The sequence below is a fragment of the Paenibacillus sp. SORGH_AS_0306 genome, assembly GCF_030819345.1.
GTDB lineage: Bacteria > Bacillota > Bacilli > Paenibacillales > Paenibacillaceae > Saccharibacillus > Saccharibacillus kyungheensis.
In genome coordinates this window covers 2,438,461-2,461,612 of sequence record NZ_JAUTBP010000001.1, presented here as the reverse complement: position 1 = coordinate 2,461,612, position 23,152 = coordinate 2,438,461, and the positions used below count along the sequence as shown (strand labels likewise).

Genomic DNA, 23,152 nt, shown 5'->3' with positions numbered 1-23,152 from the left:
CATGCGATCAGTATACTGTAAAGAGAGTAGAGGATATGATGGATATCGATAACTGGCAACCGCTTACTATAGAAGAAGTCAGCTTATTATTCCGAGATATATCAATTATCTGGGGGATTGCAGGAGGATGGGCTTTGGATCTACATGTAGGTAGACAAACCCGAGAACATAAAGATATCGATATTATCTTATTTCGCAAAGATCAGTATAAAGTATATCAATATTTGAGCAAAGATTGGATATTGTACAAAGCATATAAAGGCACATTAGAGCTTTGGGAAGGAGAACAGTTAGAGCAAGTGAATGATATATGGGTGAAAAAAGATGAGCATTCTGCATGGGCATTTCAGTTAATGCTTGTAGATCAAGTGGATGAAGATTGGGTATACCGCAGACATCCGGTGATTCGTCGAAAAGCTAATGACATTTTTTTAACGACCACAGATCATATTCGCTATCTTCGACCAGAGATTCAGCTTCTATATAAAGGAGGCAGTTCAGTGATTCGAGAAAAGGATGATCTAGATTGGCAGATGATGTTGCCACATTTAACAATAGCGGAAAAAGAATGGATAGTATCGGGGTTGAAAGGACAATTTCCAGAAGGGCATCGATGGTTGAAAATATAAAATTGAAAATGATATGAGTAATGTAAATCGAACTCTTTGAAATAAGCAAAGAAACAATCAGTACAGAATAGGTATACCAATAATACAAAGTTACAACATGAACTTCCCTACACATATTGTATCCGCAGGTGGAATAGGATGAGAGGATCAAGGCAATACTTTGTCAGCTAAGACTCAGCATAATGGTTGGGTATATTCTGGTGGAATCATCTTATTAGATAGTAAGTTATTGTACACTTGCTACCAGTCAATTTAATCTGAACTTGCAAGCAAACTAGCATCCTTTTCCTAGATAATGTAAAGACTTATATATTGACGTTTGATCCCTTCTGTTCTTAGGGTAAACTAATGATGTACAACATATCATAAATGACGTAAAAAGTACGTACATGAAAGGTTCTGAGCCCATGCAACCGACAATTGAAAGTATTTATAAACGATATAGTCCTGCACTTCGACCTGTAGAGCAGGAAAACTCCATAGGGTACTGGTTTATCTTTCGTGGGAACCAACTACTTGTTCATGAAATAGGCGACCTATTGGCTGTTCCAGTTGGAGATCGTCTGGACAAGTATGGATTAACATCTAGTCGCACACTTTATCTCGGTTCGATCGAAGGGGCTTCCTGTTATACAGCTGAAGTCGCAGAAGACAGTACTGTACCGGAAGGTATGATTTTTTCACCTCTCTTTGCCCTATATGATCGAATTGATGAAGATTTGTTCCATGTTGCCGGACGTGGTCTGCAAATGCTCTCATGGGATGCAACGAACCAGTTCTGCGGACGCTGTGGCAATGCGCTGAATCATGCAGATCATGAGCGTAGCAAAGTTTGTCCAAATTGCGGATTGTCCCATTATCCTCGTCTATCACCTGCTGTGATTACGATTATTTTAAAAGGCGATCAGATCTTGCTTGCTCGTGCAGGTCATTTTCCAAATAATATGTACGGTCTGATCGCAGGCTTTGTAGAACCTGGAGAGACACTAGAAGACTGTGTACAACGGGAAACGATGGAAGAGATAGGCATCAAGATCAAAAATATTCGCTATTATGATAGTCAACCGTGGCCATTCCCACATTCACTCATGATCGGATTTATCGCTGAATATGATAGCGGCGAGATTCAAGTAGATGGTGAAGAGATCGCCGAAGCGAAGTGGTTCCATGCGAACGAACTTCCTAATATTCCACCGCGAGTCAGTATTGCACGTAAGATGATTGACTGGTATGTAGAAGAATATAAAAGCTAGATAAAATGTGAAAGTAGCAGCTCTCCGATATCTATACGAACCGAATAGTCTGCTGCTTTTATATTTTCATTTTTGCTTACTATAGCTATATTTATGCCAAAGAAAACGATGGATACATTTTATCTAATATTTATCATGATTTCTCTATTAAATGGTAGAGGAAAAAGAATGTGTAGTATCTGGGTTGTAAGGACATTTTCCAGAAGAACATCGGTAGTTGAAAAATTTAAGATGAGATGAGTAATATAAATAGAGCTTTTTAAAATAAGCAAAGAAACAACCAGTATAGAACAGGTATATCAATAATAGGAGGTTACATAATGAATTTCCCGACACATATTGTATCTGCAGGTGGAATAGTAGAAGATGGTCAGGGTAATATTTTGTTAGTTAAGACACAACACGATGGTTGGGTATACCCTGGTGGAATCACCGAAGTTGGAGAGAATTTGATCGACGGAGTAATACGTGAGATCAAAGAAGAAAGTGGAATCGATGCAACCGTAGTTCAGCTTATAAGCATTATTTCAAATACGGGAATACCTAAATGGCATGATGGCATAACAGATGTACCAACAAAAGTAATGTTTGATTTTGTATGTAAATGTGAAGGAGGAACATTAACAACTTCTGACGAGACCAGTGATTGTAAATGGATTCCAAAAGAATCGGTTCTCGATTGGATAACATTACCGTCTATTCGTTTTCGTTATCAAGCGTATTTAGACTTTAGCGGGTCAGTAAATTATATATCTTATGTTACAGGCGAAGAATCAGAATTAGATGTGAATTTGCAAAGAAACGTGTGATACGTATACATATCATACAATTGATACGTTTTAGCCTATTACCGTATGTTGTCCTAGCCAGTATACTGATGATATTACATATTAGTGTACTGGAGGACATCTACATATGAAGCCAATCTGGGTCATTCCGCATGAAAAACATTTACAATATCATCATGATAAAGCTCTTCTCATTGATGACCATTATGCTGTTGTAGGCAGTGGACATACAGCCGATTCTCATATTCATCTGGTACAGGTCGAACCTACAGATCATGCGGATATTTATAGAGCCGTACATAGTCATCAATATATTAAAGTGGCTTGTGGTGAAGATTCTATAGAACAATTGGAAAAGGTAGTCCATCATCTACAAACGATCTCTGCCTATACTTTGCTAACAGAATGGTATAATATGGAAGAATGTAATTTTAATATTCTAATTAAATAGATGATAAGTAGAACAATAACCAAAGACTTTGATAACATTTACATAGTCGTTAGCATACAACAAATAGAGTATAGAAAGGAGAATAGTACATGTTCAGAAGTAAACAGTCTAAAATCTTATTAGTGGTTGGCATCATATTTGTATTATGGATAGCAGCAGCCTTTATAGTACGATATATAAGTACAGGTGCTTGAGAACTAAGCTTAGTTCAATCATACAGGTAGTGGTAAAAGAAAGTCTGTCGCTAATAAAAGCTGGAGGCTTTCTACTTACAGAAATCATATAAATAATTTTTAAAAATAATACTTTACCGATCGTTCTCAATATGATAAAGTTCTAAATAAGAAGTTGCTAACTAACCATATAACAACCACCTTCCTACAACAATAACATTTTCCAACAGCAAGCTTTATTTTTTTATCCTTATTAGAATGATCGTTCTTAAAAAGGTTTTAATATTAATTATGAGCTGAATAGGAGTTATAACTATGAAAAAAACAGTATTGATTACAGGTGTATCTGGCGGGATTGGGAAAGAATTAGCTAATCTATTTGCTAAAGACGGATATAATCTGGTGTTGGTTGCACGTAATGAAGCGAAATTGCAAGAAATGGCGAAAGATTATGAACAAAAACATGGTACACATTCTATTGTTATTCCCAAAGATGTATCGGTTACAGGTGTACCGGAAGCTATTTTTCTAGAGTTAAAAGAAAAAGGAATTGTGGTAGATTATCTTGTGAATAATGCTGGATTTGGCTTATACGGGAAATTTTTAGAAACAGATTGGGAACAAGAAACCAATATGATCGATATAAATATCAAAGCGCTAACGATTATGACCAAATTATTTGTACCGGATATGGTGAAGCGAGGACAGGGCGGCGTGATGAATGTAGCTTCATTAGTAGGCTTTTTCCCTGGACCGATGATGTCTGTCTATTATGCAAGCAAAGCGTATGTATTATCGTTCACAGAAGCACTTGAAAATGAATTAAGTGGAACAGGTGTAACCGTGACTGCACTTTGCCCGGGAGTCACAGCTACAGGATTTGTAGATCGTTCAGGTATGGGCGCATCTAAAATGATACAAAATGGTTCTATTATGAAGTCAGACGAAGTTGCCCAAATGGGATATCGCGGATTTTTGCGAGGAGATACTATTATTATACCGGGAGCACGTAACCGCTTTTTAGCATTTAGCCCACGATTATTACCACGCAAATGGATCACTCGTATTGTAAGATCGATGCAAGATCGAGCCGGTCACTAAGCAGTTCATAGACACCCGTGAAGCTGTGAAATAATACTTTACCGATCGTTCTATAAATGATATGCTTGTAGCGAACAAGAGAATAAGGATAGCATATAACAAAATTAGAACGATCGTTCTTGAAATCAAAAATAGAATTAAAAGGAGCAACTAAAATGAAATATACCGTTATTACAGGAGCTAGCTCAGGAATAGGTTATGAAAGTGCATTGGCATTTGCTGCTAAAGGAAAAAATTTGATTATTGTAGCAAGAAGAGTAGACAAGTTAGAAGAGCTTCAAGCCAAAATTAAAGAATTACATCCAGAATTAGATGTAGTGGTTGTTACAAGTGATCTTTCTGTTACCGAGCAAGCTTATGAGCTATACAATAGCTTGAAAAATTATCAAATCGAAACATGGATCAATAATGCAGGGCTTGGAGAAGGTGCAATGGTGGTTGATCAAAATCTAACAAAAGTCGAAACGATGTTACGAGTGAATATAGAATCTTTAACGATTCTGTCTACCCTTTATGTTAGAGATTATGAAAATGTTGAAGGTACTCAATTAATTAACGTATCATCAGCACTTGGATATATTATTGCTATAGGAACTGTAGCATACTCTGCTTCTAAATATTATGTAAGTGCATTTACGGAAGGGCTTGCTAAAGAGTTAGAACTCAAAGGCGCTCATCTCAAAGCTAAAGTATTAGCACCTGCTATTACAGAAACAGATTTTATCAAAGTATCTAATGATGTGGAAGATTATCAATACGAGAACAATATTCCTAAATACCACACAGCCCAACAAATGGCAGGATTCATGGTTAATCTGTATGAAAGTAATGAGACTGTAGGTATTGTGGATTCAGAGTATAACTTTAAATTAACAGCACCTATCTACCCTACGATCTCATAATTGCGTTAATGATCGTTAGATAATAAATGATGCGTACTAGAGCTCTATTATGAATACTATTGCAAATGACGTACAACTTGAGAATTGTACGTCATTTTTATTCTATACATGAACTGTTATTGATGTATTTATTATGATAAAAAGGATGCTGATCCAGATATGAAGCGCACTATGAAAGCCGCTCAGATCACGAAATATTCTAAAGAAATAAAAGCACAAGTGAACACTATTGAAATTCCAGATATTGCAGATCATGAAGTGCTGGTCAAAGTCAAAGCCGCCGCTGTGAATCCACTGGAAATGTTAATCATGACAGGCAGTGTCAAATTCATTCAAGACTATAATTTTCCGCTCACGATCGGCAATGAACTGGCAGGTGTGATTGAAAACGTAGGCAAAAATGTACATGGATTTCAGGTAGGCGATGATATTTATACACGTTTACCTTTGAACAAAATAGGTGCCTTTGCAGAGTATGTCGCTGTAGACGCGGGTGCTATTGCACATATGCCCAAAAATTTGTCTTATGCAGAAGCATCTGCGGTAGCATTGACCGGACTTACGGCTTATCAAGGACTACATGAAGAACTAGAAGCAAAGTCGGGGCAGTCTGTTTTTATTCCAGGTGGATCAGGTAGTTTTGGTCAAATCGCTGTTCCTATCGCCAAAAACATGGGATTACAAGTCATCGTAAGCGGTAACGCACAGACACGCGAACGTACACTACAAATTGGTGCAGATCGATATTTGGATTATACGAAAGAAAACTATGTAGATGTTTTATCCCAGATTGATTATGTGATCGATACGTTGGGAGCAGAAGAATTTGATAATGAATTACAAATTATAAAGCCTGGAGGACGATTACTTTCTCTTCGTACAGGACCTAATAAACGTTTTGCAGAGGATCAAGGCTTCCCATGGTGGAAACAAAAACTTTTTGGTGCTGTTGGTGCCAAATTCGATAAAAAAGCGAAGCAAAAAGATATAGAATATCGCTTTATTTTTGTTCGCTCAGACGGTACACAATTGAAAAAAATTACGGGAATCGTTGAAAAAAATGATATCGTTCCACTTCTTCATCCTCAATCATTTACGCTAAACGATATCAATAAAACATTAGAGCTTGTAGCCAATGGTCGACCAAAAGGTAAAGTTATTATACAATTCTGATACGTTCAGTTTTGTAGACTCTGGAAGCTGAATATTTAGAGATTGAAGGAGGCTACACATTGAATCGTATTAAAATTGAATTGATAACAGAAGCAACCAAAGATTGTTTGCAATTACCTAATGAGACATTTTATTTGTTTGGTGAATTAGTTGTGACAAAGACTAATGATTCATGGGAATATCAAGAGAAATACTTTGATAAGACCAAAGAAAAAATATTTCCAGAAGAGAACTATTCATTTGCCAAAATCGATCAAGATGGTTTTGCTATAGCTGCATTTGATCATGATATCTGTGTTGGACTGGCTGTATTTGAGATCGAATGGAATAAATATTGCTACCTTAGTGATCTGAAAGTAAATCAAAAATATCGTAGAAGTGGTATCTCTAAAGACATGCTTGATTTGGCAATGACTATATCCAAAGAAAAGAATTGTAAAGGTTTGAGTACTATTGCCCAATCGTATAATCTCGCTGCTAACAAATTCTATTTAAAATATGGGTTTGAAATCGGCGGTTTGAATAATAAAAGCTATCATTTTACATCTGAACGAGGCAATTCTGATATTTATTACTATTTGGATTTTGAATAAGTCATAAGTTTGCTGATTTTTCACTTCCCTATATAATAAATAAGCGAGGTGAAGACAATGGCAAGGCATAAAGAATTTGAAATTAATGAAGTATTAGATAAAGCGATGTTTTTATTCTGGACACAAGGATATGAGAAAACATCGATGCAACAATTGGTTGATACGATGGGGATTCATCGAAGAAGTATCTATGATACGTTTGGAGACAAACACGCTCTGTTTATTCAAGCACTACAACGGTACAAATCTCTTCAAGCAGAACGATTACAATTGTTAATAGAAAAACAAGCACCTGTTAAAGAACTGATGCGACGGTTTCTAACCACTATGGTGGATAACAAAGATTTTCCTAAAGGATGTATGATGGTGAACTCGGGTGTAGAGTTAGGTATACTTGATCCTGAAGTATCTACATTTGTAGAAAATGGCTATACACAAACAGAACAATACTTGCGTGAGCTACTTCTGATCGGTCAAAATAACGGTGAAATAAAAGCGGATGTTGATACCGAATTTCTTGCTCACTATTTTATGAATGCATGGTTAGGTTTGCGTGCTATGGTCAAAACAACAGCAGACCAGCAAAAATTAAACGGTATTATTGATACAACATTACGTATTTTGGATTAATACAATATCATAATGGGGTATTCAACCAACCATAACAGCCTAACAAGTCGCTATCGCAAGAGAGTGATCATATGTCAGGCTTTTTTGTTTGAGCAAATAAAGATACTTCTACTATCGATTTTGATCTATTTCGCAATCAAGTATACAATCTGAATATACGATGTATCTTAACAAAGGAGGAAGCGATGACTTTTTTCGATCACAAAAAGGTATGGTTCGTAACGATTATCGTTATGTTGCTATTTATGATTATGCCGAGTAGAGTCAATATTGTCTGGAATTTCCCGCCAGAGATTGTGAAGCAATATCATTTTGGTCAGTTCTCCTCGTTTTTGACATTGCAGACAAGTGATGATCTGACAGGATATGAGAATCTATTGTATATTATAATGCATACTGAAAAAGTATATTTTCGAGCAGATAGCTTTTTTGTATCATTAATGGGTTGTTATATTACAGCTTATTTACTTGTAAAAGTGTGGCGTGCGTTACGTAAACGGTTAAGTTATCAATAAGCTATACATAACAACAATCTTGAGGTGAACGAATGGATTTTTTTATACAAATGTTAGTAGGTGCAGGCGTAGTATTTGTTATTTTTGCTTTTATGACGATTACAACCAATCGTAAAAATAAACGCGGTAGACGTAAATAGGTAACATGATGTATAGCACTCAAAAAAGACTTTCTTTAGAAATAGAGGAAGTCTTTTTTATATCCAATTTCTGCAAATGGTTGACTTTTCAAATGAGTTTGATTAATAATAACTATATGTTAATAACAAAAAGTGAATATCAATAATTAAATTAAATGTACTTATATCTTATATGGAGGTTATATCTATGCCGGATTCGTCAATCAACGATGCTAATCCCATTCTTAATCATAACGGACTTACCGAAAAACAATTTCTGGAACAATACGATGCTGGTATATATGAACGACCTTCAGCTACGGTTGATATGCTGATTTTTACTGTAATGAATCAAGAGCAAGATAACTATCGTAAATTACCGGAAAAGTCATTGCAGTTATTGATGATTCAACGTGGTGAACATCCGTATAAAGGACAGTGGGCATTGCCAGGGGGATTCGTCTCGATCGATGAAAGTCTGGATGAAGCCGCCGCACGTGAATTGCGAAGTGAAACGAATCTAGAACATATCTATATGGAGCAATTATATACATGGGGTGAAGTGGATCGAGATCCTCGTACAAGGGTCATTAGTTGTTCGTACATGGCATTAGTGGATTCTAGCACCCAACAAGTACAAGCAGGGGAAGATGCGGATGATGCTAGATGGTTTAAGCTAGATTATCATATTATGCAGGAAAAGAAAGTTCGCTTACCTGATGGATGTGAGATCGAGCGAGATATTCGGATTCATTTGCACCATGGAGAGTATCAGTTATCTGGATTGGTTCGGGTTACTCATGTCTATCGCGGAACGATTAATGATGTACGCTGGGAAGTGATTGAGAGTGAAGGAATTGCTTTTGATCATGCTAAAATGATTGCATATGGTGTAGAACGCCTACGTAGTAAAATTGAGTATACCGATATTGCGTTTAATTTGATGCCACCGTTATTTACATTATCTGCACTGCAACAAGTGTATGAAATTATTTTGGATCGAGAACTATTAGCACCTGCCTTTCGTCGGAAAATCGCTTCACAAGTTATAGCAACGAATGAATATACGAAAGATGCAGGACATCGACCGTCCCAACTGTTTCGTTTTCGTCCCGCTTGGGAAGAGGTTGTTAAATAGTTTTTGGATCAAGAAAAGAGGAATCACACAATGAGTAGATCTGAATCGCCATCAGAATCATTTTTATTTTTTTATCGGGATACTTCTCCATTTTCACAGTGGTATCCAGCATCTTTTATATTAGAAGGACAGCAATTTACATCGGCAGAGCAGTATATGATGTATGGCAAAGCTCAATTGTTTGGCGATCGTGAAATTGCTAGACGAGTAATAGAAGCGCCACATCCTCGTCAGCAAAAAGCATTAGGACGGCAAGTGCAACGATTCGATAACGATCTCTGGAATCAAGAAGCCAAAAATATCGTGTATCGCGGGAATCATGCCAAGTTTACCCAGAATCCAGAATTATTATTGGTTCTATTAGCTACAGCCGGTCATACGCTGGTAGAGGCTAGCCCTACAGACCGAATCTGGGGAATCGGGCTTGCTGAAGATGATCCTCGTATTCATCAACGTGCTACATGGCGGGGAACGAATTGGTTAGGCGAAGTATTAACACAATTACGAGAAGATTTATTATCGCAAGTATAACTAGAAAAAGAGAAGTAAGGAGTTGCCAATCATGACATCACGAGAAATCCGCTCTAAATGGGCGCAGGAAACATTAGATATTTTAGAACGAGGTCATTACAAAGTACTATCAGGTAAACAGGTCGATATCAAATCAGAAGTTGAATATACTATTAACAATTCTGTTCTGTATACACCTGAAAAATTACCAACAGTTAAAGAAAAAGCAGTCGCAAAGATCAACACTCTTTTACAACATACAAATGACATCAAAAGTCCATATACAGCAGAGTCATTACAACCGGAAGAGTCGTCATTGTCGGATGATGAGCGCTGTGCGTCAAAGATTATTGTAAACCCATATTCAACGCTCAAAGCAGTCGAACAACTCACCATGAGACAACGACGTGATAAAGTTGCTTGTCTCAATTTTGCTTCTGCACGTAATCCAGGTGGTGGATTTCTAGGAGGAAGTCAGGCACAAGAAGAAAGTCTAGCTCGTTCATCTTCCCTTTATCCTAGCCAGATTCAGATGACTGAAATGTATAACTATAATCGACAGCAAAAAAGTTGTCTGTACTCTGATTATATGATCTACTCGCCACAAGTAACGGTCTTTCGGGAAGACGGCGGTTCGCTGAGAGCACAGACCTATCAAGTATCTATCATTACGGCACCGGCTGTAAATGCAGGGGTAGTTAGAGAAAGAGAACCTGAACATGTAGACCAGATCGGCGCAGTCATGTTAGAGCGGATTCGATATATTTTAGCAGTAGCGGCAGAGCAGGGCGATGAATATCTGGTATTAGGAGCTTTCGGATGCGGTGTATTCCGTAATGATCCGTATGAAGTGGCGACGTGGTTCCGTCAGGTGCTACTAGAAGAGAAGTATGCTTTATTGTTCAAGCAGATTATTTTCGCAGTCTATGATCGTTCCAAAGATCAGCAAGTAATTCAAGCTTTTGAAAAAATATTTAAAGCATGAACATAATAAAATCGCATAAAGTTAACTTATTTCTTATATAAAAGCGTACTTGAATAGATTATTCATAAGGTACGCTTTTTGCTATGAAAAAATAACTTATAACCTAAACTAACCAATTTAGATAACTATCCGATATAATCCATATAGTACCAAAAAAGTATAAAATAATATTTCATACGCGAAGGGGTATACTCATGAAAAAAATGAACAAAGCATGTTCAGGATTAATTGCATTATCTTTGCTAGCAGGATTAACGGTAGCCGTTACACCAACAGTACAAGCACAATCCAGTCAAGCTGGAAGTTATGTAGCTACCAAATCCAAAACAGTATATTACAAAAACTGTAGTGCTGTTCGCAAAGCAGGAAAAGCTCCTTTATACAAAGGACAACCGGGATATAGCAAAAAATTAGATCGTGATAAAGATGGAATCGCTTGCGAATAGTCTATTCCTTTTCCATATAAAAAATAAAAAGGAACCTTTGTCCTCTTCGCAGAGAGTCAAGGTTCCTTTTTTCATTGTATACATAGATATTGAATGATTATAAAAAACTCGATAATACCTGCTGTTTATTTATCTTGGCAATTGTAAAGCAAACGTACTGCCTGACGAAGAACTCTGACGCAATCGCAATTCGCCACCTTGAGCGCGGGCTAACAATTGACTGTAAGTGAGCCCTAATCCTAAGCCGCGTACACTACGCTTTTTGCGATCTCCCCGATAAAAGCGTTCGAAAATATGAGACTGATCTTCAGGGGCTACGCCTGTACCATTATCGGTTACTTCTACATGAATATATTGCTGTTCCGCATACATCCGAATACGGAATTGAATCGGTATACTTTTATCCACAGCCTGTAATCCATTATTAAGCAGATTCACAAAGATTTGCTGAATCCGTAAAGAGTCGCCCATCGTATAAAGTGGTTCTTCAGGCAGATCGAGAACCATATCGACTGGATACGATTCATGTGTTAATTTCCATTGATAAGCAATCTCGGAGATGAGCAGTTGCAAGTGTAACCGATCACTCTGGATCTCTACACTACCAGAAGTAAACGCATTATAATCCAGCAAGTCTGCAATCATACGCTCCATACGCTCTGATTCTTTGAGTGCAATATCAAGAAATTCTTTGGCTTCATCTTGAGTGACCACTTCTTCTCGTACAGCCATCACCAGACCTTTGATCGAGGTAACAGGTGTTTTTAGCTCATGGGTTACACCGGCTAGAGAGAGAGCGCGCCATTCTTCTAACTGTTTCAATCGCTGTGCCATTTCTTCGAAAGACTGCACCAGCTCTGTGATTTCTTGTTCTTTCGTATCTATTTGCAAATTCACATCGTAGTTACCTGCACGAATCTGTTTGGCTGCATTGGCTACTAATTGGATCGGTCGGGATAATTTGCGAGATAACCAGTAGATCGTAAGCCAACCTGAGATAATAAGCGTACTTAACAGAACCACTACTAACACAATTTCATTAGGACTATAGGTCAGAGACTTTTTAGATTGAAGTAACGTCACCTGACCAATCTTGACTCCTTGATCATTATAAATAGGAGTGTTCACAGCCATATACCGATTATCTGTCGGTTCAGCAAGATCAGGCGTTAACTTTTTACTTAGTTTATCTTGCGGAAGATTAGGCATAGAGAATAAGAACTGCCCTTTTTCATTCGCAATCATAATACACATATATTCATCCAGATTAAAAAATTTCAGCCGATTATCAATAATCTTATCCAGCTTATTCGGAATAACTATCGTTCCATTAGCAGATGTAACTCGATCAGCAACTTCTTGTCCGAGTAAACCTGCTGTTTTTAGGCGACTATCCATCGCTGTATCTCGCACCCAATAGACCGCAGCGGTAGCAATAATCAACAATCCGATACATAAAATAATAAAATAACGAATCGTCCAATACGATAAAATAGATGTTTGTTTTGATTTTTTTATTCGCTTAGCCAAAATTGATACCCCATTCCGCGCAATGTTCGAAGTTCACCTGTTTGCGATGACCAGTGAGAAAGTGACTGACGCAATCGTTTGACAGATAGATCGACTGCTCGATCACTCCCGTCGTAATCCATTCCCCAGACCTGTTCAATCAAGTGATCACGAGTAAAGGTACGGTTCGGATGCTCTGATAAAAAAAGTAACAAAGATAAATCACGTGGACTAAGTGCCACTTCAGCACCATTCAAATACACACGTTTGGCTGCCATATCAATCACCAGATTTCCGAAATTACGTTTGCTGATGCCATCATTCCAGTGTGGACGACGACGTAGTACAGCATTTACTCTAGCTACTACTTCTTCAGGCATAAAAGGCTTGGTCATATAATCATCGGCTCCACCATCAAGTCCAGTGAGTCGGTCTTGAATATCGTCACGTGCAGTCAGCATAATCACTGGACAAGCACTTTTACTACGAATCATTTTGAGCAACTCCCAGCCATCCATTCCTGGCAACATAATATCCAGTATCACCAGTGCAGGGGAAGAGGAATTGAATAGCTCTAATGCTTGATGACCATCGGCAGCGCGCAACGTTTCAAACCCTGCTTTTTTCAAATAAGCAGATAGAACGCGGGCAATACCTTCTTCATCTTCTACGATAAGTATTAAGTTCATATTTCAAAGGCTCCTTATATCTACGTTTAGCATGGACTATATTTTAATAAGTACATTATCTGTTGTCTACTTATTGTACCTACCGTTCTTTAACTATCAAGTGATTTTATAATAATCTTTATTTTTTTCTACTTCTTGTACATTTGGACATCTTCTCGACACATTCGCCGTTTAAGATAAGGATATTAAGAAGCATTTATAAAAGGAGATCAAAATCATGAATAAAAAAACAAGAAATATCCTCATTATCGTTGCTATTGTAGTAGTGATCGTGGCGATTGGCGGCTATCAATTTATGAAGAGTTATATGGGGAACAAAGTAGCTATTGAGCAAGTTATTCCAGCGACAAACACTTCTACTGAATCTAGCGGAACAGCAGCCTCTGGCGCAAGTGTAGCAGGAGACCAACTGAATGGCGATTGGAAAATCAATACCGATTCTTCTAAAGTATACTTCTCTGTAACGACTTCACAGGAAACAGTAAACTTTGTAGATAACAAAGTAACGGGTAACTGGACAGTGAATGTAGACGATCCTACCAAAATGGTAGCTGAAGGACAAATCGATATGAGCGCTATTGATTCAGGAACAGCTCAACGTGATGAGCATGTAAAAGAAGCTGATTTCTTCGATGTTGCCAAGTTCCCACAAGCGACTTTCAAAGCTACTTCTTTTGAAGGCTTGCCAACAACATGGACAGAAGGCGCTACTAATGATTTTACAATGAAAGGCACCTTAACTGTTAAAGGTATTGATAAAGATGTAACGGTTGCAGGTAAAGCAGTATATCAAGGTGGACAAATTCTACTATCCGGTACAACGACAGTAACGTTTGAAGATTTTGGCATGAAAAATCCTCACTCGGTAGTATTGAGTACACAAAATGATATTGGTGTTCAACTGGAATTAACATTAGACAAATAAGTCAATCACGTCCAAAGCATTCCGTTCTTATGAACGGGGTGCTTTTTTTGCTATCTTGATGGATAGGTATCATCTATCTTAAAATGTTGTTATCTTGCTTTTACATTCCAAACAGCGTACAAATACATATTCAACAGATATACTACAGATAGAGGTGAATAGCGATGAATGATACCGCAACGCATATAACAGATAGTCCACATATCACTACCGAACAATGGCAAGCAATTGTTAATAATGATTCTTCATATGATGGTCAGTTTTGGTATGCAGTACGGACGACAGGCATATTTTGCCGCCCTTCTTGTAAATCGAAAGCACCTCGACCACAGAATGTAACTATTTTTGCAGATCCCGATCAAGCACTGCATGCTCAGTATCGTCCTTGCAAACGGTGCAAGCCTACAGGAGAACGATTGCCTGATCAGGAGTGGATCGCTGTCATTACACAATATATCGATCAGCATTATACAGAGCCGTTAACATTACATGGGTTAGCAGAAATAGGTCATGGTAGCCCGTATCATTTACATCGTACATTCAAAAAAGTAATGAATATTACGCCGGTAGAGTATATTCAGCGTTGTCGTATCGATCAAGCTTGTCAGGAACTGATTACTACTAATCATAGTATGACTGCAATCGGATTGAATATAGGCATACCGAACACTTCATATTTTGTCACTTTATTCAAAAAGAAAATCGGCATCACGCCCGCACAATATCGCAAACAGCATCATGCTGACCAATCAGTAAAAGGAGAGTAGCGCTTATGACAACAACAGACAACAGAAATAAAGATCTAGCTCAGCCCAATATCTACTGGACACAGATCAATCATCATCTATGGCAATTCTATATTGCAGCCTCAAGCAATGGACTATGTTATGTAGGCTCGCAAGGTCAACCCTTTGCAGAAATGGAGACATGGATACACACTAGACGCAGTGGAAGTGTTCTAGTCGAAGATAAGCAGAAGCTTGAACCGTATGCGAAGCAATTAATTCAATATCTACAGGGAGAGCGTCAACAATTCACGATTGCTCATGATTTTCAAGGGACCCCTTTTCAACTACAAGTGTGGCAAGCATTGTTGCAGATTCCTTATGGACAGACATGGTCATACTCGGATATCGCTCAGCATATCGGACGACCTGCGGCAGTACGCGCAGTTGGAGCAGCGATCGGAGCGAATCCTTTTCTAATAACGATTCCTTGTCACCGGGTTATTGGCAAAGGCGGAGCATTAACAGGATATCGCGGAGGACTGGATATGAAAACAACGTTATTGGATTTGGAAAAAGAACTGCTTCCAGCAGGGGAAACAATATAGGTATACGTCTTAGCTATCCTTTTGTACTATCAAATAAATTGGAGTTTTAAATGATCGTTCGGTTAGATTATCCAATGTTATCAAGGAGGTATTATTATTCGCGAGCAAATACTAGCTAAAGTAGATCATGATTATCAGAAATTTGCATCAAGCTTGCTACCCACAATTACAAATATATTAGGAGTACGTATACCGCAGTTGCGGATCATGGCTCAGCGCATTGCCAAAGCCGATTGGCGTACGTATTTACAAGAAGCAGAGCAGGAATATTTTGAAGAAGTGATGCTACAAGGAATGGTCATCGGGTATGCAGAGATGGATATTGATGAACGATTACAATATATCACTTCATTTGTACCGAAAATTGATAATTGGTCTGTATGTGATCGATTCTGTGGTGGGCTAAAATGTACAACATTCCATCAGCAACAAGTATGGAATTTCATTACACCTTATCTTTCTTCTGAGCATGAATATGAAGTTCGCTTCGCAGTCGTGATGTTACTGACGTATTATGTAGATGATGTCTATATTCAAGAAGTATTGGAACGCTTGGATCGGATTGAGCATAACGGATATTATGTCAAAATGGCTGTCGCATGGGCGATCTCGATCTGTTATATTCATTTGCCTGAACCGACGATGCATTATTTGCAGCATAATCACTTAGATATATTTACGTACAATAAATCGTTACAGAAAATAACCGAATCATATCGAATAGATTCCGATACCAAAACAAAGATACGCCTGATGAAACGCAAATCAGCACAGTCATAAATACAGCTACACAAGTAATAAATATCATACGATCAAAAAGGGCTACAGGTAAAAATGTAGTCTTTTTGTGCATTTTATAACAGATAAATTTACGAAATTGTTTTTTGTTTTTATCAATCGTAACAAAAATGTGATCTGAAAGTAGCTATTGAAGGATGAATTGTATTGCGCATATTAGATATAATAATGACGAGAGATGTCGAAAGTACATAAGATAAGGGAGAGGGAAACATTATTATGTCACGTTATCAAAAATGGATGTTAGTTACGATTTTAATTGGATTGTTGATTCCGCAATTCGCTACACATACTGTGGTAGCCAGTGCACACACAAGCAAAAATGCTACAAAGAGTCAAAGTACTACACGTTCTGAGAAAGCAGAAAAAGTTATTTATCTAACATTTGATGATGGCCCAACAGCGCATACAATGCAATTGCTAGATATATTGGACAAATACGATGCTAAAGCAACATTCTTTATGTTAGGACCTCATATGGAACAGTATCAGACAGCAACCAAGCGTATTGTAAAAGAAGGCAATGGACTGGGATTGCATGGAGTTACTCATGTTGTCAAAAAATTCTATAATTCACCATTCAGTGCTTATAAAGAAATGCGTGATGCAAACGAAAGTCTGTATGAAGTAGCTGGTGTTCGTACCAGTCTTGTGCGTACGCCTTATGGTAGTAAGCCTTATATGAAACAAGGTTATCGTGATGTGATGCTGAATCAAGGTGGCTTCCATCTATGGGATTGGAATGTAGATTCATTGGATTGGAAATACAAAAAAGATCATCAACGTGTCTACAAAAATATTATGAGTCAGGTCAATTCTGTAGAAAAACGTGGTACAGCTCCTGTTGTATTGATGCATGATCAACCTGCTACACTTAAAGTATTGCCATTAGTATTAGAAACGTTGAAAAAAGATGGTTATACGTTCAAAGTACTAAGCAAACAAAACCATCCGGTCAATTTCTGGAATGACGAACGTTAATTATAGCTAATGTACACAAATACCCTGCCCTTTCTCACAGACAAGTACTGTGATAGAAAGAACAGGGTATTTTTTTGGCTGTGATCGATTATATTTCTTCATGATGATCGATACTGACCATACAATGATATCAATCTATAAAGCTTGTATTTGTTGTTGATACAGTGCAAGATTATCTGCATCATAGCAGACAAAAACGATCTGTTGTAATGTAGTGTCTGGATGTTGTTCTACATACTCTTTTACTGTTTGCAAAGCGATTGTAGCTGCTTCTTTTTTGGGGAAATGATAAATCCCTGTACTGATATTAGGAAAAGCAATCGATGTAAGCTGATGCTCATCTGCTAGCTGAAGAGAGTGAACATAACAATCAGCCAGTAACTGGCGTTCATTGTTAGACCCTCCATTCCATACCGGGCCTACCGTATGAATAACATGCTTGGCTGGCAAGCGTCCGGCTGTGGTGATTACAGCTTCTCCTGTCGGGCAGCCGCCTTGACGATTACGAATCTGCTGACATTCTTCTAGAATAGCAGACCCACCTGCGCAATGAATAGCTCCATCAACACCACCACCTCCAAGAAGACTAGAGTTAGCAGCATTCACAATAGCATCAACGTGTTGGACTGTAATATCTCCTTGAAGTAGTCCAATCTGAATATTATCCATATCTTCTCCTCCTAGCAATGATGGATCAGATCTATTTCACATATTCAGATTTACTCCCATGTATCTGTATATCATTAACGCATCGGTGAGAAATCTTGAATATCTTCCATCATCTGATCGATCTGTGATAATGTATCTTCGCTCAAACTAATATTTACCGCTTCTACATTTTCTTGAATCTGATGAGGCTTGGAAGCACCGATAATTGCTGAACTGATACCAGGTTGACGAAGAACCCAGGCAAGTGCTAATTGCGATAATTTGATATCCATACTTTGAGCCAATTGATCTAATTTGCCGACTACTTCCAGTACATCATCTCGTAGATAGCTATTGATAACATGGTTGACTGAATCATCGGCTGCGCGTGTTCCAGCGGCTGGTGCTTGACCTGGTTTGTATTTACCTGTCAGAATACCTTGAGCAAGAGGGGAGAAGACAACTTGTCCCAATCCATGTTGCTCGGATACACCTAGAACTTCATCTTCAATATAACGCTCAAATAGATTATAAATCGGTTGGTTAGCCGCAAGTGGGCGTAAGCGTAGACGATCTGCAATATGAGCCGCATCACTGATCTGCGCAGCTGTCCATTCACTTACAGCACTATACAAAATTTTGCCTTGTGATGTAAGATCATCTAGTGCACGTAATGTTTCTTCCGTTGGTGTCTCTGTATCGAATCGATGGCAGAAATAAACGTCGATATAATCTGTACCGAGACGCTTGAGACTGGCTTCGCATTGTTCCATAATATGCTTACGTGACAATCCGTGGTCATTCGGCCCATCGCCCATCGGGAAAAATACTTTGGTGCTCAATACATAACTAGAACGTTCATAGGAACGAAGAGCCGCTCCAATCGCTTTTTCACCTTCACCACGGTTGTAAGCGTTTGCGGTATCGAAAAAGTTAATCCCTAATTCAAAAGCAGTGCGTACGCAATCATCGGCTGCTTGCTGTTCTGCCGCTGTGCCATATGTTAACCAGCTTCCAAGGCTGATCTCACTAACTTTCAGTCCTGTACGACCCAAATTACGATATTTCATTATAAACGCTCCTCTGTTATGTAGATTCATCAATCATCGTCAGCTACCGTAATAACTCACTTCTTTTATCATTAACGAAAAAAAATGATTCGTCAACCTTATATCACATAAGAAAGCAGGGATATATATGTCACCCCGATCACTTTTGCAACAAGGATTAGCTATTATTGCTGATTGTCAGAAGCAGACAGGAGATATCTGGGATGCTCATTATGGAACAGCTAGTATAGCAGCATCGTTTCTAGCGAAATCTTCTTCGATCACTACTGAAGTCGCGCAAGCGATAATCAATCAAGCAGAACAGATGGTTAGAGAGCATACACAGGAATCTAGCGAGGCTTTATTGATAGAGTCTGTACCTGTCACTTATGCTGAAGCGTTATCTATTATTCTACCTGCATTAGATGCCAATATCGATCAACTGCATTGGGTCGGGCATAATGTGATCTATACTGCTGTCTCATTACTTGCTATTCGAGAACTAGAAGCATGGGGAAGTCTAGAACATATCACACATATTCAGCAATTAATTCAAGCTTTTGATCGCACCATTGCTGGACGTTCATGGATTGGATACAAAGCATCTGAAGTGAAAAAATTAGAGATTACTGTCACCGATTCCTTTCCAAGTATCGAATCTCCTGCGCAGTTGTCAGCGTTTATTTTGCAAGAATTAGCAGAGACCGACCCTATCTATATCGCCGAAGCTCATCACGATCTGATCGGTCATACGTTAACCTTTTCTCATGCGCTAAATATATTGCATGATCTAGGACAATCTTCATTATTTAGACGTGGATTGCATCCTTTATTACAAATGTGCAAAGTGTTGCGAGCTAGTCGTCACTGGGATGGACACACAACAGATACACATAGACATAGACTGTATTCACCTGTAGATCGCTTGCCACTTCAACAGGCTATTCCTGTACTTTTTCGCTATACAGACATTGAATTCTGGCAACAAAATCTAGCGAAAGCCGATTGGGATTATGGACATCATTTCAAATTTGTCTGGAGTTATAACGATCATATTCAGCGTGCACCACAATGGAGTCAGGCGACAGCTATACCTTTTCATTGCTTAATTCATGGAATACAGGAGGAGAACAGATGATTACATTGATGATAGCAGATGATGAAGCGATGACTCGTAGAGGGCTTGAAATGTTAGATTGGCATGATCATGGATTTCAATTGATTGGCATAGCTGCGAACGGAATCGAAGCCAGACAATTAAGTCTTACACAAAAACCTGATCTATTGCTTACCGATATTCGTATGCCAGGCATGGATGGGTTAGCACTTATGGACAGTCTGAATCAGCAACAATGTGCACCTAAAGTGATCTTTATTACCGCTTATCATCAATTGGATTATGCGCTCAAAGCGATTCAGTTGGGAGCATTAGGATTTGTGTTGAAGCCGACTGATCCAGATGAGATTATCGCTGCTTGTCTCAAAGCCAAAGCAATGATTATAGAAGAACGCCAGCGGCAGAGTACAGAAGAAGAGTTACGTGACCAGTTGGAAGAATATGCACTGACTTTACAAGGCAAGCATACCGCTCATCCTGATCAGCCTTCGCTACATCCTGTGATTCAGCAGATGCTACAAACAATGGAAAAGCAATATATGAAAGATATTACTATCGAACAGATGGCAGACAAAAATCATTTTAATGCAGACTATTTAAGTCGGTTATTCAAAAAAGAAACAGGCGATAATTTCTTGAATACGCTTACAAGGATTCGGATGCAAAAAGCCGTTCAATTGCTTGGCAATTCTCATCTGGAAATTTACAAAATCGCCGAGCAAGTCGGGATTCGTGATGCTCGCTATTTTGGACAAGTATTCAAAAAAAGATATGGATTAACACCGAATGAATTTCGCAAAAAAGGAGATCATCCTCATGCTTGAAGTGATGTTATATCGACTGATTCAAGCGGCTCGTGATCTTAATATTCGCAATAAATTATTTATCGCTTTTATCGTACTGAATCTGATTCCGTTAGCAGTGATAAGTGTCTGGACGTACCAGAAATCTAGTTCGCTTATTCAAGAACAGACTAATATTTATACGATGGATATGCTAAGTGAAGTTAGTAAAAATATAGAACTGCATATGCATGATATTGAGCGATTGTATTATTCGATTTTTACCAATCAAGAAATTCGCAAATCGCTCAAAGCAGTCAATCGACAACAATGGACAGATCTGCAATACGTCTCTGCGGATAAGCAGATACGTAATATTTTGTATGGATTAATCAGCGATCGAGAAGACGTAGAAGGGGTTAGTCTGTATGCGCTCAACGGCACTTCTTTTCAGACCAGTATGTATGCCAAAAAATTAGACTTGCGTGATCAGAACTGGCAAGTGCTTCAACGTAATCGTGGTGATTTATCCTGGTTCAATCCTTCAGGGCAACAATCGGTAGTCGCCGCTGTAAGTACTATTTATGATGTCGATAGCCTGCAAAAGATAGGCTATTTTTTGTTGACTTATCATGAGGAAGCTCTCTATAAAGTGTACAGTCAGATTAAGCTCAATGAACAGGGTGAGCTATTTATTATTGATAGTCATGGACAGATTATCTCAAGCAGGCACAAAGAACTGATTCACCATACCCCATCAGAATCGTATTTACAAAAGATTATTACCAGTGGTGATACAGGTGATTTTGCAGATGATATTGATGATAAACAGCAGATAGTATCGTACCAACGTATTCAGAATACAGATTGGAAAATTGTAAGTATTATTCCGACGGCTCGCTATTCGGAACAATCGATTATGCTGCAACAATGGATGATTATTTTGTTTGTCGTTGTTGCTTTGATCACTCTTATTTTGGGCTATTATTTGTCAGTCAGTATTTCCAGACCGATTCGTCAATTATCTTCGATTATGAAAAATACCGAACGTGAAAATTGGTCGATTAGCTTTAATTATCCGTCACGAGATGAGATAGGTATTCTTAGTCTGAACTTTAATCGTATGATCGCTCGTATTCATTATTTGATCAATCAAGTGTATGAAGAAGAACGTCTACGTCAGCAATCTCAGCTCAAATTTCTGATGTTCCAGATCAATCCGCACTTTTTATTCAATACGCTTGAAACGATGAATTGGATGGCACGCATCGAAGGGGTACCGGAAGTAGGTAAACTGTCCAAAGCGTTAGGCGATCTAATGCGAGAAGGAATTAAAGGCAAAGATTTTATTACACTGAGTGAAGAATTAGAAAGCGTCAAAAAATACATTTATATTCAAAAAGTAAGATATGTCGATAAATTTGATATGCAATATGATATTGATCCAGCGGTACTGTCTGTTATTGTACCGCGGTTTATTTTGCAACCGATTATTGAAAATGCGATTGTACATGGATTAGAGATGCAGATGGATAATGGACATATTCGTATTCATGCGTATGAAAGTGAAGATACGCTGGTGTTAGCGATAGCTGATGATGGATTGGGAATGAGCACCGCTCAACTGGAAACGTTACGTCATTATCTGGAAAATCCTTCGGATTCTACATTATCAGGTATAGGGCTACTCAATGTGCATCAACGAATACAACTGCATTATGGAGAAGAATATGGTCTGAAGATTAACAGTATAGAAGAGCAAGGGACAACGATCATTTTGCGTATTCCTAATAGACTTTTAATGGAAAAAAGGTCGGAATTTTCAAGCTAAATGTCAGAAATACCACATGGTCGATATGCCGATCACCTTATATGATGAAAGCGTATTCTATACCGAAAGCATGAGAGGATGAAA

General features: G+C 38.2%; 25 protein-coding genes and 1 pseudogene. 22 read left to right on the top strand and 4 right to left on the bottom strand.

The window, feature by feature from the left end; all coding sequences use genetic code 11:
• Positions 1–35 precede the first annotated feature (35 nt).
• From QE450_RS10610 to QE450_RS10545, 14 genes and pseudogenes are all read left to right on the top strand, one after another.
• On the top strand, positions 36–629 hold the full coding sequence (locus tag QE450_RS10610; protein ID WP_307299223.1) for a nucleotidyltransferase domain-containing protein: 594 nt from the start codon (positions 36–38) through the stop codon (positions 627–629).
• A gap of 407 nt (positions 630–1,036) precedes the next feature.
• Complete coding sequence (nudC, locus tag QE450_RS10605; protein WP_307299221.1) at positions 1,037–1,882, top strand: NAD(+) diphosphatase; 846 nt, start codon at positions 1,037–1,039, stop codon at positions 1,880–1,882.
• 320 nt (positions 1,883–2,202) lie between these two features.
• Positions 2,203–2,691 carry an NUDIX hydrolase gene (locus QE450_RS10600; protein ID WP_274172473.1) on the top strand — a complete coding sequence of 163 codons (489 nt, stop codon included), beginning with the start codon at positions 2,203–2,205 and terminating at the stop codon, positions 2,689–2,691.
• 106 nt (positions 2,692–2,797) lie between these two features.
• Positions 2,798–3,121, top strand: a complete 324-nt coding sequence (locus tag QE450_RS10595) for a hypothetical protein (RefSeq protein ID WP_307299217.1) — start codon at positions 2,798–2,800, stop codon at positions 3,119–3,121.
• A gap of 488 nt (positions 3,122–3,609) precedes the next feature.
• Positions 3,610–4,395, top strand: a complete 786-nt coding sequence (locus QE450_RS10590; RefSeq protein WP_307299213.1) for an SDR family NAD(P)-dependent oxidoreductase — start codon at positions 3,610–3,612, stop codon at positions 4,393–4,395.
• Between the two features lie 155 nt (positions 4,396–4,550).
• Positions 4,551–5,297, top strand: a complete 747-nt coding sequence (locus tag QE450_RS10585) for an SDR family NAD(P)-dependent oxidoreductase (RefSeq protein WP_307299210.1) — start codon at positions 4,551–4,553, stop codon at positions 5,295–5,297.
• 159 nt (positions 5,298–5,456) lie between these two features.
• Positions 5,457–6,470, top strand: coding sequence for an NADP-dependent oxidoreductase (locus tag QE450_RS10580; RefSeq protein ID WP_307299208.1), 1,014 nt, complete (start codon positions 5,457–5,459; stop codon positions 6,468–6,470).
• Between the two features lie 59 nt (positions 6,471–6,529).
• Positions 6,530–7,063, top strand: a complete 534-nt coding sequence (locus QE450_RS10575) for a GNAT family N-acetyltransferase (RefSeq protein ID WP_307299205.1) — start codon at positions 6,530–6,532, stop codon at positions 7,061–7,063.
• A 57-nt stretch (positions 7,064–7,120) separates the two neighbouring features.
• Entirely contained in the window at positions 7,121–7,693 is a 573-nt protein-coding gene (locus QE450_RS10570) for a TetR/AcrR family transcriptional regulator (protein WP_273612773.1), read from the top strand.
• A 185-nt stretch (positions 7,694–7,878) separates the two neighbouring features.
• Entirely contained in the window at positions 7,879–8,208 is a 330-nt protein-coding gene (locus tag QE450_RS10565) for a hypothetical protein (RefSeq protein WP_307299200.1), read from the top strand.
• Positions 8,209–8,535: 327 nt separating this feature from the next.
• Positions 8,536–9,465 carry an NUDIX hydrolase gene (locus tag QE450_RS10560; protein WP_307299197.1) on the top strand — a complete coding sequence of 310 codons (930 nt, stop codon included), beginning with the start codon at positions 8,536–8,538 and terminating at the stop codon, positions 9,463–9,465.
• A 30-nt stretch (positions 9,466–9,495) separates the two neighbouring features.
• Positions 9,496–9,996, top strand: a complete 501-nt coding sequence (locus tag QE450_RS10555) for a riboflavin biosynthesis intermediates N-glycosidase (RefSeq protein ID WP_307299195.1) — start codon at positions 9,496–9,498, stop codon at positions 9,994–9,996.
• Positions 9,997–10,027: 31 nt separating this feature from the next.
• Positions 10,028–10,960 (top strand): TIGR02452 family protein, encoded by a 933-nt coding sequence (locus QE450_RS10550; RefSeq protein ID WP_307299192.1) that lies wholly within the window; start codon positions 10,028–10,030, stop codon positions 10,958–10,960.
• 320 nt (positions 10,961–11,280) lie between these two features.
• A pseudogene (locus QE450_RS10545) lies at positions 11,281–11,406 on the top strand (excalibur calcium-binding domain-containing protein); the annotation flags it as partial.
• Positions 11,407–11,535: 129 nt separating this feature from the next.
• Here the strand turns inward: QE450_RS10545 and QE450_RS10540 are convergent.
• A complete protein-coding gene (locus QE450_RS10540) occupies positions 11,536–12,936 on the bottom strand; it encodes a HAMP domain-containing sensor histidine kinase (protein WP_307299189.1) in 1,401 nt (466 codons plus the stop codon).
• Entirely contained in the window at positions 12,921–13,604 is a 684-nt protein-coding gene (locus QE450_RS10535) for a response regulator transcription factor (protein ID WP_273612767.1), read from the bottom strand. Before QE450_RS10535 ends, QE450_RS10540 begins: the two co-directional genes overlap by 16 nt.
• Positions 13,605–13,821: 217 nt before the next feature.
• Between QE450_RS10535 and QE450_RS10530 the strand changes: the two genes are divergently transcribed.
• From QE450_RS10530 to QE450_RS10510, 5 genes are all read left to right on the top strand, one after another.
• Positions 13,822–14,529: a YceI family protein gene (locus QE450_RS10530; protein WP_307299185.1), complete on the top strand. Its 708-nt coding sequence runs from the start codon at positions 13,822–13,824 to the stop codon at positions 14,527–14,529.
• Between the two features lie 164 nt (positions 14,530–14,693).
• On the top strand, positions 14,694–15,296 hold the full coding sequence (locus QE450_RS10525; protein WP_307299182.1) for a bifunctional transcriptional activator/DNA repair enzyme AdaA: 603 nt from the start codon (positions 14,694–14,696) through the stop codon (positions 15,294–15,296).
• 5 nt (positions 15,297–15,301) lie between these two features.
• Positions 15,302–15,862 carry a methylated-DNA--[protein]-cysteine S-methyltransferase gene (locus QE450_RS10520; protein ID WP_307299178.1) on the top strand — a complete coding sequence of 187 codons (561 nt, stop codon included), beginning with the start codon at positions 15,302–15,304 and terminating at the stop codon, positions 15,860–15,862.
• A gap of 90 nt (positions 15,863–15,952) precedes the next feature.
• Positions 15,953–16,642 carry a DNA alkylation repair protein gene (locus tag QE450_RS10515; RefSeq protein WP_307302668.1) on the top strand — a complete coding sequence of 230 codons (690 nt, stop codon included), beginning with the start codon at positions 15,953–15,955 and terminating at the stop codon, positions 16,640–16,642.
• 237 nt (positions 16,643–16,879) lie between these two features.
• A complete protein-coding gene (locus tag QE450_RS10510) occupies positions 16,880–17,641 on the top strand; it encodes a polysaccharide deacetylase family protein (RefSeq protein WP_307299175.1) in 762 nt (253 codons plus the stop codon).
• A gap of 135 nt (positions 17,642–17,776) precedes the next feature.
• On the opposite strand, the gene QE450_RS10505 is transcribed toward QE450_RS10510, so the two are convergent.
• Together QE450_RS10505 and QE450_RS10500 are read right to left on the bottom strand one after the other, a co-directional pair.
• Positions 17,777–18,301 (bottom strand): O-acetyl-ADP-ribose deacetylase, encoded by a 525-nt coding sequence (locus QE450_RS10505; protein WP_307302666.1) that lies wholly within the window; start codon positions 18,299–18,301, stop codon positions 17,777–17,779.
• Between the two features lie 83 nt (positions 18,302–18,384).
• The gene (locus QE450_RS10500) at positions 18,385–19,359 is read right to left on the bottom strand and encodes an aldo/keto reductase family protein (protein WP_307299172.1); all 975 of its coding nucleotides are present in this window, start codon (positions 19,357–19,359) and stop codon (positions 18,385–18,387) included.
• Positions 19,360–19,486: 127 nt separating this feature from the next.
• Here QE450_RS10500 and QE450_RS10495 point away from each other — a divergent pair, with 127 nt between their 5' ends.
• From QE450_RS10495 to QE450_RS10485, 3 genes are read left to right on the top strand one after another with little or no spacing between them, the layout of a single operon-like run.
• Positions 19,487–20,476 carry a hypothetical protein gene (locus tag QE450_RS10495; RefSeq protein ID WP_307299169.1) on the top strand — a complete coding sequence of 330 codons (990 nt, stop codon included), beginning with the start codon at positions 19,487–19,489 and terminating at the stop codon, positions 20,474–20,476.
• A complete protein-coding gene (locus QE450_RS10490) occupies positions 20,473–21,279 on the top strand; it encodes a response regulator transcription factor (RefSeq protein ID WP_274172493.1) in 807 nt (268 codons plus the stop codon). Before QE450_RS10495 ends, QE450_RS10490 begins: the two co-directional genes overlap by 4 nt.
• Positions 21,272–23,068, top strand: a complete 1,797-nt coding sequence (locus QE450_RS10485; protein ID WP_307299167.1) for a sensor histidine kinase — start codon at positions 21,272–21,274, stop codon at positions 23,066–23,068. Before QE450_RS10490 ends, QE450_RS10485 begins: the two co-directional genes overlap by 8 nt.
• Positions 23,069–23,152 lie beyond the last annotated feature (84 nt).

What these genes read in the sequence shown, in the direction of transcription:
- nudC (WP_307299221.1), top strand. Translation starts at nt 1,037, where the DNA reads ATGCAACCGACAATTGAAAGTATTTATAAACGATATAGTCCTGCACTT.
- QE450_RS10560 (WP_307299197.1), top strand. Translation starts at nt 8,536, where the DNA reads ATGCCGGATTCGTCAATCAACGATGCTAATCCCATTCTTAATCATAAC.
- QE450_RS10610 (WP_307299223.1), top strand. Translation starts at nt 36, where the DNA reads ATGATGGATATCGATAACTGGCAACCGCTTACTATAGAAGAAGTCAGC.
- QE450_RS10580 (WP_307299208.1), top strand. Translation starts at nt 5,457, where the DNA reads ATGAAGCGCACTATGAAAGCCGCTCAGATCACGAAATATTCTAAAGAA.
- QE450_RS10500 (WP_307299172.1), bottom strand. Translation starts at nt 19,359, where the DNA reads ATGAAATATCGTAATTTGGGTCGTACAGGACTGAAAGTTAGTGAGATC.
- QE450_RS10495 (WP_307299169.1), top strand. Translation starts at nt 19,487, where the DNA reads ATGTCACCCCGATCACTTTTGCAACAAGGATTAGCTATTATTGCTGAT.
- QE450_RS10535 (WP_273612767.1), bottom strand. Translation starts at nt 13,604, where the DNA reads ATGAACTTAATACTTATCGTAGAAGATGAAGAAGGTATTGCCCGCGTT.
- QE450_RS10570 (WP_273612773.1), top strand. Translation starts at nt 7,121, where the DNA reads ATGGCAAGGCATAAAGAATTTGAAATTAATGAAGTATTAGATAAAGCG.
- QE450_RS10550 (WP_307299192.1), top strand. Translation starts at nt 10,028, where the DNA reads ATGACATCACGAGAAATCCGCTCTAAATGGGCGCAGGAAACATTAGAT.
- QE450_RS10510 (WP_307299175.1), top strand. Translation starts at nt 16,880, where the DNA reads ATGTCACGTTATCAAAAATGGATGTTAGTTACGATTTTAATTGGATTG.
- QE450_RS10555 (WP_307299195.1), top strand. Translation starts at nt 9,496, where the DNA reads ATGAGTAGATCTGAATCGCCATCAGAATCATTTTTATTTTTTTATCGG.
- QE450_RS10525 (WP_307299182.1), top strand. Translation starts at nt 14,694, where the DNA reads ATGAATGATACCGCAACGCATATAACAGATAGTCCACATATCACTACC.
- QE450_RS10530 (WP_307299185.1), top strand. Translation starts at nt 13,822, where the DNA reads ATGAATAAAAAAACAAGAAATATCCTCATTATCGTTGCTATTGTAGTA.
- QE450_RS10595 (WP_307299217.1), top strand. Translation starts at nt 2,798, where the DNA reads ATGAAGCCAATCTGGGTCATTCCGCATGAAAAACATTTACAATATCAT.
- QE450_RS10485 (WP_307299167.1), top strand. Translation starts at nt 21,272, where the DNA reads ATGCTTGAAGTGATGTTATATCGACTGATTCAAGCGGCTCGTGATCTT.
- QE450_RS10490 (WP_274172493.1), top strand. Translation starts at nt 20,473, where the DNA reads ATGATTACATTGATGATAGCAGATGATGAAGCGATGACTCGTAGAGGG.
- QE450_RS10565 (WP_307299200.1), top strand. Translation starts at nt 7,879, where the DNA reads ATGACTTTTTTCGATCACAAAAAGGTATGGTTCGTAACGATTATCGTT.
- QE450_RS10590 (WP_307299213.1), top strand. Translation starts at nt 3,610, where the DNA reads ATGAAAAAAACAGTATTGATTACAGGTGTATCTGGCGGGATTGGGAAA.
- QE450_RS10585 (WP_307299210.1), top strand. Translation starts at nt 4,551, where the DNA reads ATGAAATATACCGTTATTACAGGAGCTAGCTCAGGAATAGGTTATGAA.
- QE450_RS10600 (WP_274172473.1), top strand. Translation starts at nt 2,203, where the DNA reads ATGAATTTCCCGACACATATTGTATCTGCAGGTGGAATAGTAGAAGAT.
- QE450_RS10520 (WP_307299178.1), top strand. Translation starts at nt 15,302, where the DNA reads ATGACAACAACAGACAACAGAAATAAAGATCTAGCTCAGCCCAATATC.